This is a genomic window from Kitasatospora sp. NPDC088391 (assembly GCF_044753345.1).
In the GTDB taxonomy this organism is placed as follows: Bacteria; Actinomycetota; Actinomycetes; order Streptomycetales; family Streptomycetaceae; genus Kitasatospora.
This window is the reverse complement of sequence record NZ_JBIVNB010000006.1, coordinates 388,789-402,128: the sequence shown is the minus strand read 5'-3', so window position 1 is coordinate 402,128 and position 13,340 is coordinate 388,789. Positions and strand designations below refer to the sequence as shown.

Annotated in this window: 13 protein-coding genes; 9 read left to right on the top strand and 4 right to left on the bottom strand. The window is 75.5% G+C overall.

Going from position 1 to position 13,340, the window contains the following annotated elements; all coding sequences use genetic code 11:
- The first annotated feature begins 92 nt into the window (after nucleotides 1–92).
- The gene (locus ACIQBJ_RS21010; RefSeq protein WP_400712387.1) at nucleotides 93–2,318 is read left to right on the top strand and encodes an MMPL family transporter; all 2,226 of its coding nucleotides are present in this window, start codon (nucleotides 93–95) and stop codon (nucleotides 2,316–2,318) included.
- Nucleotides 2,319–2,452: 134 nt separating this feature from the next.
- A complete protein-coding gene (locus ACIQBJ_RS21005) occupies nucleotides 2,453–3,400 on the top strand; it encodes a 5'-nucleotidase (RefSeq protein ID WP_400712384.1) in 948 nt (315 codons plus the stop codon).
- A gap of 7 nt (nucleotides 3,401–3,407) precedes the next feature.
- Here ACIQBJ_RS21005 and ACIQBJ_RS21000 read toward each other — a convergent pair whose 3' ends face one another.
- Nucleotides 3,408–3,857, bottom strand: coding sequence for a DoxX family protein (locus tag ACIQBJ_RS21000; protein ID WP_400712381.1), 450 nt, complete (start codon nucleotides 3,855–3,857; stop codon nucleotides 3,408–3,410).
- 194 nt (nucleotides 3,858–4,051) lie between these two features.
- Here ACIQBJ_RS21000 and ACIQBJ_RS20995 point away from each other — a divergent pair, with 194 nt between their 5' ends.
- Nucleotides 4,052–4,555 (top strand): FBP domain-containing protein, encoded by a 504-nt coding sequence (locus tag ACIQBJ_RS20995; RefSeq protein WP_400712378.1) that lies wholly within the window; start codon nucleotides 4,052–4,054, stop codon nucleotides 4,553–4,555.
- Between the two features lie 52 nt (nucleotides 4,556–4,607).
- Here ACIQBJ_RS20995 and ACIQBJ_RS20990 read toward each other — a convergent pair whose 3' ends face one another.
- Both ACIQBJ_RS20990 and ACIQBJ_RS20985 read right to left on the bottom strand, forming a co-directional pair.
- Nucleotides 4,608–5,195 carry a TetR/AcrR family transcriptional regulator gene (locus ACIQBJ_RS20990; RefSeq protein ID WP_400712375.1) on the bottom strand — a complete coding sequence of 196 codons (588 nt, stop codon included), beginning with the start codon at nucleotides 5,193–5,195 and terminating at the stop codon, nucleotides 4,608–4,610.
- A gap of 44 nt (nucleotides 5,196–5,239) precedes the next feature.
- Entirely contained in the window at nucleotides 5,240–5,905 is a 666-nt protein-coding gene (locus ACIQBJ_RS20985) for a TetR/AcrR family transcriptional regulator C-terminal domain-containing protein (protein ID WP_400712372.1), read from the bottom strand.
- A 206-nt stretch (nucleotides 5,906–6,111) separates the two neighbouring features.
- Between ACIQBJ_RS20985 and ACIQBJ_RS20980 the strand changes: the two genes are divergently transcribed.
- The 6 genes from ACIQBJ_RS20980 to ACIQBJ_RS20955 all read left to right on the top strand — a co-directional run bounded on the left by ACIQBJ_RS20980 (nucleotide 6,112) and on the right by ACIQBJ_RS20955 (nucleotide 12,109).
- Nucleotides 6,112–7,677 carry an MFS transporter gene (locus ACIQBJ_RS20980; RefSeq protein ID WP_400712369.1) on the top strand — a complete coding sequence of 522 codons (1,566 nt, stop codon included), beginning with the start codon at nucleotides 6,112–6,114 and terminating at the stop codon, nucleotides 7,675–7,677.
- A gap of 88 nt (nucleotides 7,678–7,765) precedes the next feature.
- A complete protein-coding gene (locus ACIQBJ_RS20975) occupies nucleotides 7,766–8,089 on the top strand; it encodes a type VII secretion target (protein ID WP_400712366.1) in 324 nt (107 codons plus the stop codon).
- 2 nt (nucleotides 8,090–8,091) lie between these two features.
- Nucleotides 8,092–9,855 (top strand): alpha/beta hydrolase, encoded by a 1,764-nt coding sequence (locus ACIQBJ_RS20970; protein WP_400712363.1) that lies wholly within the window; start codon nucleotides 8,092–8,094, stop codon nucleotides 9,853–9,855.
- Nucleotides 9,852–10,364: a hypothetical protein gene (locus tag ACIQBJ_RS20965; RefSeq protein ID WP_400712360.1), complete on the top strand. Its 513-nt coding sequence runs from the start codon at nucleotides 9,852–9,854 to the stop codon at nucleotides 10,362–10,364. Before ACIQBJ_RS20970 ends, ACIQBJ_RS20965 begins: the two co-directional genes overlap by 4 nt.
- A gap of 49 nt (nucleotides 10,365–10,413) precedes the next feature.
- The gene (locus ACIQBJ_RS20960; protein ID WP_400712357.1) at nucleotides 10,414–10,998 is read left to right on the top strand and encodes a hypothetical protein; all 585 of its coding nucleotides are present in this window, start codon (nucleotides 10,414–10,416) and stop codon (nucleotides 10,996–10,998) included.
- 205 nt (nucleotides 10,999–11,203) lie between these two features.
- Nucleotides 11,204–12,109 (top strand): ABC transporter substrate-binding protein, encoded by a 906-nt coding sequence (locus ACIQBJ_RS20955; protein WP_400712354.1) that lies wholly within the window; start codon nucleotides 11,204–11,206, stop codon nucleotides 12,107–12,109.
- Here the strand turns inward: ACIQBJ_RS20955 and ACIQBJ_RS20950 are convergent.
- Nucleotides 12,096–13,316, bottom strand: a complete 1,221-nt coding sequence (locus ACIQBJ_RS20950) for a PP2C family protein-serine/threonine phosphatase (protein WP_400712351.1) — start codon at nucleotides 13,314–13,316, stop codon at nucleotides 12,096–12,098. The two genes, ACIQBJ_RS20955 and ACIQBJ_RS20950, sit on opposite strands and share 14 nt — an antisense overlap.
- Between the last annotated feature and the right edge of the window lie 24 nt (nucleotides 13,317–13,340).

Here is a 13,340-nt window from a genome sequence, read left to right as displayed (position 1 = left end):
CGGCTGATGGGCTTGTCCCCGGGTCGGAGCACCGGCCCACGGGCCGGGAACCCCCGGCCCACGGACCGCACCACAGCCGGAGGGCATCCACCGTGATCCGCGCACTGACTCGCTTCGCCACCAGACACGCCTGGAAAGTGATCGCCGTGTGGGCGGTGGCGGGCGTGGCGCTGGCCGGGCTCGCCCCGGCGCTGTTCGCCCGCGTCACCGGGTCCGGGACGGCGGACTTCCTGCCCGCCCGGTACGACTCGGCGGCGGCGCTGCGGATCGCCGAGGACCACTTCGGCGTCCGCTCGGACGCCTCCACCGTGACGGTGCTGGTGGCCCGCGCCGACGGGGCGCCGCTGTCCCCCGCCGACCACAGGAAGGTCGAGCAGCGGGCGGCCGAACTCGGCAAGCACCGGGTGGTCATGCCGCGGCTGAAGGACGAGCCGGACTTCCTGCTGCCGGACCGCTCGCAGACCCCGAAGGTCTCCCCGGTGACGACCGCGCCGGACGGCGGCTTCGAGCTGCTGGCGGTGGAGCTGACCGGCAACCCGGGCGAGACCGGCGTGCAGGACGTGTACCGGGCGTTCCGGGACTCCGCCCGGGAGCGGTTCGCCGAGGACGGGATGCGCACCGGCTTCACCGGCGGCCTGGCCGGCACCGTCGACGGCCTGGACGAGAACCGGACCGCCACCGTGGTCGGCGGGGCGCTGATCATGGGGTTGATCGTGCTGCTGAACGTGCTGGTGTTCCGCAGCGTGCTGGCGGCGGTGCTGCCGCTGCTGGCGGTGGCGCTGATCGGCGGCGTGGCGGGCGGCGCGGTGGCGGCCGCGGCCTCGCTGACCGGCCTGGAGCTGGACGCCTCGACGCCGGGCCTGATCTCGGTGGTGCTGCTCGGCATCGGCATCGACTACCTGCTGTTCCTGCTGTTCCGGTTCCGCGAGCACCTGCGGGCCCGGCCCGGGCAGCCCGCCCGGGAGGCCGCCGCCGAGGTGTCCGCACGGGTCGGCACCGCGATCGCCTCGGCCGCGCTGACCATCGTCGCCGCCTTCGCCACCCTGGGCGTGGCCACCTTCGGGCAGTTCCGCTCGCTCGGCCCGGCGATCGCGGTCGCCGTCCTGGTGATGCTGCTGGGCAGCCTGACCCTGATGCCGGCGCTGCTGGCGGTCTGCGGCCGCCGGATGTTCTGGCCGTCCAAGGCGCTGCTGCGCACGCCCCGTCCGGGGGTGGCGGCCCGCTGGGGCGCGCTGGTGGCGCGGCGGCCGGCCGCGGTGGCGGCGGCGTCGGTGGCGCTGCTGGGCGCGCTGGCGGCGGGGGCCGTCGGGGTGCGGATGGACTACGGGATCGGCGGGGACACCACGACCGCCTCGGCGGCGACCGCCGCGGAGATCGCCCGGGCGCTGCCGGCCGGCGTCTCGGACCCGACCAGCGTGTACGTGGCCGCGGCGGACGGCGGCCGGGTGGAGCCGGGCCGGGCCGAGGACCTGTCCCGGGCGCTGGCCGGGGTGGCCGGGGTCGGGCAGGTCGCGCCGACGGTGGCGAGCCCGGACGGGCGGGCGCTGCGGATCGACGTCTACCCGGTGGCGGACGCGCAGAGCGAGCAGGCCCGGGCGCTGGTCTCCGGCCCGCTGCGGGCGGCCGTGGCCGCGCACACCCCGGCCGGGACGAGCGCGCACGTCGGCGGGACGGCCGCGGTCTTCGCGGACATCTCGACGGCGGTGGACCACGACCTGACGGTGGTGTTCCCGGTCGCGGCGGCGCTGATCGCGCTGATCCTGCTGTTGCTCCTGCGCAGCCTGCTGGCCCCGGCGGTGCTGCTGCTGGCGGTCGGGCTGGGCTTCGCGGCCACGCTGGGCGCGGCGGCCCTGCTGTTCCAGCACGTGCTGGACAAGCCCGGGGTGTCGTTCACCCTGCCGCTGGTGCTGTTCCTGTTCGTGGTGGCGCTGGGCACCGACTACAACATCCTGATCACCGACCGGGTCCGCGAGGAGATGCGCCGTCCGGGCCCGGCCCGGGCCGCGGTGGCCCGCGCCCTGCGGCACACCACGCCGACGATCGCCACGGCCGGCCTGGTGCTGGCGGGCTCCTTCGCCACCCTGGCGGCGACGCCGGGCAGCGAGCAGATCGCCTTCTCGCTGACCCTGGGCATCCTGCTCTCCGCGGTGGTGCTGTCGCTGGCCCTGGTCCCGGCCCTGGCGGCGCTGCTCGGCCGGAGCCTGTGGTGGCCGCTGCGCCCGACGGCCGCGCCCGAGCCCGCCCCGGAGCCCGCCGCGGCCCGGACCGTCCCGGCCCCGGAGCCCGCCCCCGAGCCGCGGCAGCACTACTACACCTGACGTCCGACCGGCCCCGCGTCGGAGCGGCGTCGGAGCACCGTCGAGCGCCGGTCGGCCTGCGGGTCGACCGGCGCTCGAACGCGCGGTGCGACAATGCGACGGTCGGAATGATGTCCTCCGGAAGGGGCCGTGCGGTGCCGTACGAGTTGGCCGGACGGCTGGTGGTCGGGATCGCCTCCAGCGCGCTGTTCGACCTGGCGGAGTCCGACCGGGTGTTCCGCGAGGACGGCGAGGAGGCCTACCGGGCCTACCAGGAACGGAACGTGGACATCACGCTCGCGCCCGGGACGGCGTTCCCGTTCGTCAAGCGGCTGCTGTCGCTGAACGACCTGGCGGCGGCGGACGACCCGCTGGTCGAGGTGATCGTGCTGTCCCGCAACGACCCGGACACCGGGCTGCGGGTGATGCGCTCGATCCGGGCGCACAAGCTGCCGATCTCCCGGGCGATCTTCCAGCAGGGCCGGGCCCCGTACGCGTACATCCCGGCGCTGAACATGTCGCTGTTCCTGTCGGCGAACGAGGGCGACGTCCGGGAGGCGGTGGCGGCGGGGCTGCCGGCCGGGCGGGTGCTGGGGCCGCTCGGGGCGGCGGACGACGAGGGCGACCCGGACCTGCGGATCGCCTTCGACTTCGACGGGGTGCTGGCCAGCGACGCCGCCGAGCAGGTGTACCAGCGGGAGGGCATCGAGAAGTTCCGCGACCACGAGGTGGCGCACGCCGACGTCCCGCACGACGCGGGCCCGCTGAAGGAGTTCCTGGCCGGGGTGAACCGCATCCAGCGGCGCGAGGAGGAGGAGCGCCGCCGCAACGCCGGCTACCGGCTGCGGGTGCACGTCTCGATCGTCACCGCCCGCAACTCCCCCGCCGAGGAGCGCGCGGTGCGCAGCCTCAAGCGCTGGGGGGTGCGGGTCAACGACGCGTTCTTCCTGGGCGGGATCGACAAGGGCACCATCATGGCGGTGCTCCGGCCGCACATCTTCTTCGACGACCAGCAGGTGCACCTGGACAGCACCGCCCGCACCACGCCGAGCGTGCACATCCCGATCGGCCGGCTCAACGAGCTTCCGCAGCAGTCGGGCTGACGGTCCGTCAGGCGGCGACCGGTTCGACGGCGGCGGGGGCGGGCGCGCGGCGGACCAGCAGGCCGTCCAGGGCGAGGGCGCCCGGGCCGGTGACGGCCAGCACCAGGAAGGCCCAGCAGAACAGCGCGGACGCCTCGCCGCCGTTCTGGATCGGGAACAGTCCCGCGGCCTGGTGCACGGTGAAGTACGCGTAGGCCATCGAGCCGGAGCAGACGACCGCGGCGGCGCGGGTGCCCAGGCCGACCAGCACCAGGACGCCGCCGACCAGCTGGATCACCGCCGCGTACCAGCCGGGCCAGGCGAGCGCCGGGATCGTGCCGCCGCCGTGGGCGCCGCCCAGCACGCCGAACAGCGAGGCCGCCCCGTGGCAGGCGAACAGCAGACCGATCGCGGCGCGGGACAGGCCGACCAGCCAGGGGCGGGCGGCGTCGAGGGTCTCGCGGGCGGCGAGGGGCATGGGGAACCTCCGGTCGGGGCGTGGACACAACAAGCAGGAACTTAGGGAAGCCTTGCCTACTTTTAGTTGAAGGCGCAACAGTCGCCACCGACTCTTCACAACCGGACGCCCGGCAAACCGCTTGGCGGCCCGGCATGCCTAGGATAATTTGGGGATCGCCTAGGAGTCCTAGGCAAGAGAGTGAGGAGAACCCCATGCAGGCGCTGACCGACCCGGAGATCCGGGCGTCCTTCGTCAACTGCACCAAGGGCGAGGCCGGACGGGCCGCGCTCCCCCGTGATCTGGCCGAACTCCCCTGGGACGACCTGGACTTCCTCGGCTGGCGGGACCGCGGCGCGCCGGAGCGCGGCTACCTGGTGGCCGAGCACGGGGGCCGGACGGTCGGCGTCGCGCTCCGGCTCGCCCCGCGCGGCCCCGGCGCCCGGCACGGCTCGATGTGCTCGATCTGCCTGACCACCCACCCCGCGTCCGGGGTCGCGCTGATGACGGCCCGCCGGGCCGGGCGGACCGGCGGCGACGGGTACGCCTCGGCCGGCGAGTACTTCTGCGGCGACCTGGCCTGCTCGCTGTACGTGCGCGGCCTCAAGCGGGCCGGGGCGGGCGGCTTCCGGATGCGGGAGAGCCTGGGCCCCGAGGAGAAGGCGGCCCGGGCGCGGGCCAACCTGGCCGGCTTCCTGGCCCGCGTCCTGCGTCCCTGACGGCCCGGCGGACGACGGTCGGGTCCGGCCCCGGGGGGCCCGGGCCGGGGGTCTAGCCCTGCGCCGGGGCGGTGCGCGGCCAGCTCTCCAGGAGGCGGTGCAGGCCGGCGGTGATGCGCTGCCAGGAGTCGGCGGCGGGGCGCGGGTGCTGGAAGCCGCCGGCCGCCTCGATGGTGGCGAAGCCGTGCAGGGTGGCGCGCAGCAGGCGGGCGGCGTCGGTCAGGTCGGGCTCGTCGAGGCGGTAGTGGCGCAGCACCGCGCAGGTCAGTTCGACGCTCCGGGCGAACACCTCGGTGTCGGTGAACTCGGCCGGTTCGAGCGGGAGTTGGGTGGCGGCGTAGCGGCCGGGGCAGGTCAGCGCATAGTCCCGGTAGGCGTCGGCGAAGGCGGTCAGCGCCTCTGCGCCGGAGCGGCCGGCGATGGCGGTGGCGAGGCTCCGGTTGAGTTCGTCGGAGGCGAGCAGGGCGACCCGGATGCGGATCTCGCGCAGGCTCTTGACGTGCGAGTAGAGGCTGGCGTCCTTGACCCCGAGGCGGCGGGCCAGGGCGGAGGCGGTGACCTTCTCGATGCCGACCTCGTCGGCGAGGTCGGCCGCGGACCGGGTGATCCGGTCGACCGTCAAACCTGCGTGCGCAGCCATGGTCCCTGTTCCGTGCGGTGGCCCCTGCCGGGCGGGGCACCAGCCTAGCCGTCGCCCCGGGACCGCCGCGGGGGTCGGGGCAGGAGGGTGGCGAGGCCGTCGGCGAGGCGGTGCAGGCCGAATTCGAAGCGGGTGTCCATGTCGGGGTCGGTGAGGTCCTCGGCGAGGGCGACCAGGTTGGGGTAGGTGGCGGCCGGGAGGGCGCGGAAGCTGCGGCCGGCGGCACGGGCGACGTCGCCGCGGCCGGCCCCGGCGGCCTCGGCGGCGGAGAGCGGCGACTGCTCCTGGAGGACGAAGCCCTGGACGTAGGCGGAGAGCAGGTAGGCGGCCATCGCGGCGTCGGCGTCGGCGAAGCCGGCGGCGCGCAGCCGGTCGAGCTGGTCCTCCAGGACGGCGAGGACGGTGGGGCCGGTGGTGAGGCGGCCGGCGACGATCCGGGCCGCGTCGCGGCGGGCGAGCAGCAGGGCGCGGTAGCGGCGGCCGTACTCGAGGTACTGGGCGCGCCAGTCGCCCTCGCGGGGCGGGGCCTCGCCCTCGGCGACGATCGCGTCGACCAGCAGGTCGAGGAGGTCCTCCTTGCTGCGGACGTGCCAGTACAGCGAGGCGGCCTTGACGCCGAGTTCGGCGGCGACCTTGCGCATGGAGAGTCCGGCGAGGCCGTCGCGTTCGAGGACGAGCAGGGCGGCGGCGGTCAGGGACTCCCTGGTCACGGCAGGAGCAGGAGCAGGCGCAGGCGCAGATGCGGGGACGGGGACGGGGACGGGGGCGTCGGCCATGGGGCTCCTGTCCAAAGCTGCCGGGCGGATCTCGCTTGCAATCTAACACCGTTAGGGGCACGCTGGGGGCGCACCGGCGCCCCCTAACACTGTTAGGGAGCGCTCGACGTGCCCGTTCGACGTACCCGGAGGGGGAAGCGGTGGAAGCCGTGCAGGACCGGTACAGGTGGCAGGCGCTCGGCACGCTCTGCCTGGCGATGTTCATGGCCATGCTGGACAACGTCGTCGTCAACCTGGCGCTGCCGCGGATCGGCCGCGACCTGGACGCGGGGGTCAGTGGCCTGCAGTGGGTGGCCGAGGGCTACAGCCTGGTGTACGCGGCGCTGCTGCTCACCGGCGGCGCGCTGGGCGACCGGTACGGCCGGACCGGGGTGTTCCGGCTCGGGCTGGCGCTGTTCACGGCCGGGTCGGCGGCCGCCGCGCTGGCGGGCGGCATCGGGGCGCTGGTCGCGGCCCGGATGCTGCAGGGCGTCGGCGCGGCGCTGCTGACGCCGGGGAGCCTGGCGATCCTGCGGCACGTGTTCACGGACGAGCGGGAGCGGGCCAGGACGATCGGGCTGTGGTCGGGGGTGTCGGCGCTCGGCCTGTCGGTCGGGCCGGTGGTCGGCGGCCCGGTGGTGGACGCGTTCGGCTGGGCCGGGGTGTTCTGGATCAACGTCCCGGTGGGCGTGCTCGCGCTGGTGGCGGCCGGCCGGGTGCTGCCCGCGCTGCCGGGGCGGGCGCGGCGGATCGACCTGGCGGGCCTGGCACTGTCCGCCGCCGGGTTCGGGGCGCTGGTGTACGGGCTGGTCGAGGGGCCGGGCCGGGGCTGGACGTCCGCCCCGGTGCTGGGCTGCGGGGTCGCGGCGGCCGTGCTGCTCGGGGCCCTGGTCCGGGTCGAACTGCGGCTCGCCGAACCGATGCTGGAGCTGCGGCTGTTCCGCGACCGGACGCTCGCGGGGGCGCTGCTGAGCGGTCTGATGGTGAGCTTCGGGATGTTCGGGGCGATGTTCTTCCTGCCGCTGATGATGCAGGGCGTGATGGGCTGGGCGCCGAGCGACGCGGGGTACGCGGGGCTGCCGATGACCGCGACGATCGTGCTGGCGGCGCCGCTGTCCGGGTGGCTGACGAGCCGTCACGGGCCGCGCCCGCCGCTGGTGCTGGGGATCGCGCTGTGCGCGGCCGGGCTCGGCGGACTGTCGCTGTACTCGGGCCAGGCGCACTACTGGTCGTACCTGTGGACGCTGGTGGTGCTCGGCCTCGGCATGGGCCTGACCTTCACGCCGGTGTCGATCGCGGTGCTGCGGCGGGTCGCCCCGGAGCGGACCGGCACGGCCTCGGCGACCGTCAACACGCTGCGCGAACTCGGCGGCGTGCTGGGCATCGCGGTCCTCGGCGCCGTCCTGACCGGCCGGCTGGGGTCGGCGCTGGCCACCGCGTTCCACCGCCTCGGCCTGCCCGCCGACGGCGTCGGGCACGCGGTCGCCGCGCTGACCGGCCGCACCGCCCCCGGCGCGGCGCCCGCCCCGCCGGCCGTCCGGGCCGCCGTGGACGGTGCCTTCGTCGACGCGCTGCACCTGGCGCTGCGCTCCGGCGCGGCCGCCCTCGCGGTCACCGCGGTGCTGGTCGCCGTCCTGCTCCGCCCGGCCCCCGGGGCCGGTTCCGGTAAAGGGGAGCCAAAGGAGACGCCAAGCGAAGTCTTCGGGAGCGGCGTGCGAATCCGGTGAACGGGTGGGGTCGCGCCGTTCCGGTTCGCTAGCATGACCCGCTCAAGCGGTCGGAGCGACACCGGTACGGGGGAATGGCGTGCGGAGTGTGGAGCCAGGCGGGAGCGGCGGCGGATTCCGGGTCGCGCCCGAGGAGTTGGACGGGGCCGGGCAGACCGCCGGCCGCCTCGCCGAGCAGGTGCCCGGGGAGACCTCGCGGGTGCTCGGCGCCTCCGACGGGGCCGAGGCCGGACTGCGCGGGTGGCTGACGGGCAGCGAATTGAATTCCTGCACCGACGAGTGGAAGCGCCTGCTGGACGAGCTGTCCGCCGAGATGGACAAGCAGGGCGACAACCTGAAGCAGACCGCGGCGAACTACCGCCGCGCCGAGCAGGAGGCGGCCCGCGGCCTGGCTGCCCCGGCGGGGAGGTGAGCATGGACGTCCCCACCCTGCGCGACGCGGACCCGAACCGGCTGTTCGAGGCCGCCGACGCGTACGGCACGCTGGCGACGGCCTTCGGCGGGCACGCCGACGGTTGGCGCGACGGCGTCGACAACCGGGTCCGCAACTCCGGCTGGACCGGCTCCGCGGCCGACGGCGCCCAGCAGTCGCTGTCCCGGACCACCGGCAAACTCGCCGCCGCCCAGATGGAGTTGGCGCGGATCGCGCCCGTCCTGCGGGAGGGCGCGGAGGCGTTCGTGCTGGCCCAGGCGAAGCTCCGGGCCGCGCTCGCCGACGCCTCCGCGAACGGCTTCCAGGTCGCCGACGACGGCGGCGTGTCCTGGCCGCCGCCGAGCGCCGCCGAGCGGCACGACCCGGACGCGCCGGACCGCTCCCGGCAGGGCACCGAGATCCGCGACCGGATCGGGGACGCGCTGACCGAGGCCGCGCACGCCGACCAGGTCACCGCCGAGCGGCTGCGGCAGTACACCACCGACGCCCGCACCGGCGCCGGGCTGGACCCGGCGACCGCCGCGATGCGGCTCAACAGCGCGGTCATGGACGCGATCAACCCGTTCGGCGGCCCCGAGGACCTGGTCCGGGCCGGGATGCCCGGCAAGGACGCCCCGCCGACCGAGGTCAACGCCTGGTGGAAGGCGCTGCCCGCGGACGAGCAGCAGCGCCTGATCAAGGAGTACCCGGCCGAACTCGGCAGCCGCGACGGCCTGCCGACGCCCGCCCGCGACCAGGCCAACCGGATCAACCTGGACCGGCTGGTGGACGACCTGTCGTCCCGTCAGGACCTCTCCGACCAGGAGAAGAAGAAGCTGGAGGGCTTCCGCTCGATCCAGCACCGGCTGAACGAGGACCAGGGCAAGCAGCCCCCCGCGTACCTGATGCTGATCGGCGACCAGGGGCAGGGCCGGGCCGCGATCGCCTACGGCAACCCGGACACCGCGGACGACGTGGTGGCGTACGTGCCGGGCCTGAACACCGAGGTCAAGAACATGGGCGGCGGCGACGCCGACCGGGCCCGCGACCTGTGGCAGTCCGCGCACGACACCGACCCGAGCCGGTCCACCGCCTCGATCGCCTGGCTGGGCTACGACACCCCGCAGGCCAAGGGGATCAGCCCGGACGCGCTGGCGGTGGCCGGCGACGCCCGGGCCAAGCAGGGCGGCGAGGCGTACCAGGGCTTCCTGCAGGGCCTGCGGGCCTCGCACGAGGGCCAGCCCGCGCACCTCACCGCGCTCGGCCACTCCTACGGCTCGTTCACCGTCGGCCAGGCCGCGCAGCGCCCCGGCGGCATCCCCGCCGACGACATCATCCTGGTCGGCTCGCCCGGCACCGGCGCCCAGCAGGCGTCCCAACTCGGCGTCGGCGCCGACCACGTGTGGGTGGGCGCGGCCGAGCACGACCCGGTCTCGCACCTGCCGAGCAAGGGCGAGGCCAAGGGCATCGGCATCGGCGCGGGCGTCGGCGGCCTGCTCGGCGGCCCGCTCGGCGCCGTCGCCGGCGGCTTCATCGGCGACAAGATCGCCGGACACGGCGACCCGCACGAGCTGTGGTTCGGGCAGGACCCGGCGAGCACCGAGTTCGGGGCGCACCGCTTCGACGTCGCGGACGGCCCGCTGGGCTTCGAGTCGCACTCCGACTACTGGAACCAGGGCGAGGGCCGGGACGGCCACTCGCTGCGCAACATGGGCCTGATCGTCTCCGGTCACGGTGACCGGGTGTTCGGGCAGGAGGGCCGATGAACGACCACACCGCGGCGGAGCACCGCCCGATCGACCTGCTGACGGCGCGGGCCGCGCTGGACGAGCTGCTGGACGCCGGACCGGCCGCGCTCTCCCCCGCCGGGGTCTGGGCCGACGGCCCGTACCTGGCCGTGGAGCACGAGCACGCCTACACCCGGGAGCCGGACGGCACCGCGCACCTGGAGAAGCGCCGGTACCTGCTGACGGCGCTGGCCGCGCACCGCTACCCCGAACTGCTCGGCCAACTGGACCGGGCCTGGCGGGCCCGCGGCTGGGCGGTCTCCGGCGAGGACGACCCGCAACTGCCGGTGCTGCGGGCCCGCTCCGCGTACGGGACGGTCGAGTTCCGGATCGGCTTCGCGGGCAACGGCACCCTGCTCGGCCGGGTCGACGGGCTGGCGGCGACCGGCACGTCGTACCCGTTCGGCGGGGACAGCACCGTCCCGGTCGGCCCGGACGGGACGATGGACACGATGCCCCGGCACCGGGACGCGTTCTGGTCCGTCTAGGGCCGCCCGGGCCGTCCGGGGCCGTCGGCGCGAGGAGAGGGAGTCGGGGATGAGGGTGCGGGTGGCGGGCGCGGTCGCGGCGCTGCTGCTGGGCGTCGGCGCGGCGGGCTGCGGCTCGTCGGGCGGGTCGGACGGGGCGGGGCGCTCCGACCGGCCGGTGCTCGCGGCGGACCGGGCCCGGACGCAGTTGCAGGAGCTGGTGGACGGCACCACCGGGGCGCTGACCCCGGCGGTGCGGTCCGCCGACGACGCGTTCCGGTCCGTCCCGCACGAGGGCGGGCTGAGCCGGAAGAACGACGGCACCGCGCAGCTGACGCTCCGCCGGTACGTGCTGACGAAGATCGCCGCCGGGAAGCAGCCGCAGCTGCTGTCCCAGCTGCGGGCGTACTGGAAGGGCCGCGGCTACACCCTCTCCGACGAGTCATCCGGCACCGTCGCGGGCGCCCGCACTCCCGACGGCCTGGGCGTCTCGGTCACCATCGGCGTCCCCGGCAACGTCACCGTGGTCGCCGACGCCCTGGTCAAGGACCCCGGCAGCACCGAACCGTTCGGCCCCGCCCCCAGCCCGCTGCCCACCGGCAAGGACGGCGGCCCGGACGCCCTGCCCCGGTTCGAGGACCCGGCCTGGTCCTGACCCCCGTCCGTCCCGGCATTCGGGACGGGGGTGCTCTGGGCTGTCGTGGCCATGATGGCTATAGTCGGAATGATCTAGCCGGAACGGCGGCCGGCCGAGGGGTGCTCCCTCGGTATTGCCATGCCGCCGTTCCGTCGCCATGTTGCCGTGCCGTCCGCCGCCCTCGGGCCGTCGTGTTCCGCGTCGACCACGGGGAGAGACGACCATGGCTCAGTTGGCCGGGCGGGGGCGCACCGCGCTCGTCGCCGTCATCGGCGGGGCGCTGCTGCTCAGCGGCTGCGGCATCGGCGGTTCCGGGCGGGCGAAGGACGACCTGCACGCGCTGCTGCCGGAGTCGGTCCGCAAGGCGGGGGTGCTGACGGTCGGCGCCTCGTTCACCGCCGCGCCGGTGGTGTACCGCAACGACCGCAACGAGCCGGACGGGCTGGACCCGCACCTGGCCGAGCGGCTGGGCCAAGTACTGGGCGTGCAGCTGCAGTTCCAGGACGCCGGGCAGTTCGCCAACGTGCTGCCCGGGCTGCTGGCCGGCAAGTACGACATCGCGATGTCCGGGATCACCGACACCCGGGAGCGCGAGGAGGGCCTCGACAAGGACGGCAAGCAGGCCAACCCGGGCGTGGACTTCGTCGACTACTTCATGGCCGGCATCGGCATCGCCGTCGACAAGGGCAACCCGAAGGGCATCGTCGACATCGACCACCTCTGCGGGCACACCGTCACGGTCAAGAAGGGCACCACGCACGACGACCTGGTGCTCCGTCAGAAGCCGGTCTGCGAGCACGCGGGCAAGGCGCTGACCGTGCTGGAGACCGACTCCGACAACGCCTCGCTGGACAACCTCAAGGGCCCGGCCGACGCGTTCGTCACCGACTACCCCAAGGCCCAGTACGCGGCGCAGACCGCCGGCAACGGCAACCTGTTCGAGATCGGCGGCCCGCAGCTGCAGCCCCGCCCGTACGGCATCGCGCTGCGCAAGGGCGACCAGGCGCTGCGCGACGTGCTGATGCGGGCGATGAACCGGCTGATCACCGAGGGCGGCTACGACGACGTGCTGAACGACCACGGCCTGGCGGTCGGCGCGATCCAGAACTCGGTGATCAACGGCTCGTAGCGGGAACGGGACCGGCACCGGGAGCGGGAGCGGGGCGCGCCGGGGCCGCCCGGTCGGCGGCGAGGGCCAGCACGGCGATGTCGTCGGTGAGCGGCCCGGCGTGGCGCCGCACGTCCCGGTCGAGGAAGGCGACCAGCCCGTCCGGGTCGGTGGCGGCCAGCGTGGCGAGCCGGGCCGCGAGCGGGTAGAACGCGCCGGACCGGTCGCGGGCCTCGGTGACGCCGTCGGTGTGCAGCAGCAGGGTCCGGCCGGGCGGCAGGTCGAGCCCGGCCGGCGGTTCGGCGCCGCCCGGGGCCAGGTGGCCGAGCCCGAGCGGCAGGTCCTCGGCGCAGCGGACCGGCCGGACGCTGCCAGGCCCGACCAGCAGCGGCGCCAGGTGCCCCCGGTTCACCACCTCCAGCCGGCCGGTGTCCGCGCGGTGCTGCACCAGCACCGCGGTGACGAACAGCTCGCCGTCCCCGGAGTGCTCCGCGTCCCGGCGCACCTGCCGGTCCAGCTGGTCGGCCAGCTCGCCGAGTCCGGCGGTCTCGTGGGCGGCGACCCGGAACGCCCCGACCACGTCGGCGACGGTGCGGACGGCGTCCAGCCCCTTGCCGCGGACGTCGCCGAGCAGCACCCGGGTGCCCCAGCGGGTCTCCGCCACCTCGTACAGGTCGCCGCCCACCCCGACGTCGGCCTGCGCCGGGTGGTACAGCCCGGCGGCCCGCAGCCCGCCGGCCCGGGCCGGGACCGGGCGCAGCACGGTGTGCTGCAGGGTCTCCGCGACGGCCCGCACCCGGACCAGGTCGCGGGCCTGCCGGCGGCGCTGGCGGGCCAGCCCGACGCCGACCGCGCCGGCCAGCAGGGTGGCCAGGTACGTCCAGACGTGGTGCTGCTCGGTCAGGTGCCCGACCCGCAGGGCGAGCAGCGCCTGCAGCGCGACCGTCCCCGCCGTCGAGACCGCGACCGGGACCGGCCCGGCGCCGAACGCGACCACCACGGGGACGACGGTGAGCAGCACGCCCGCCGCGACCGAGCTCGGCAGCGACCACTCCAGGGCCAGGTCGACGACCAGCAGCAGCACCGGCAGCAGCCGCACCCAGGCGGGGGTGCGCAGCGCCTGCGCCATCGCGGCCGCCCACCGGTCGCCGGGCCGGTCGCGGCCGGGAGCGGCGGGCCCGGGGGCGGCGGGGGCTGCTGTCGTTGCCACTGCTGCGGACGCGGCCATCCGGACCTCCTCGGCGACGGGCGC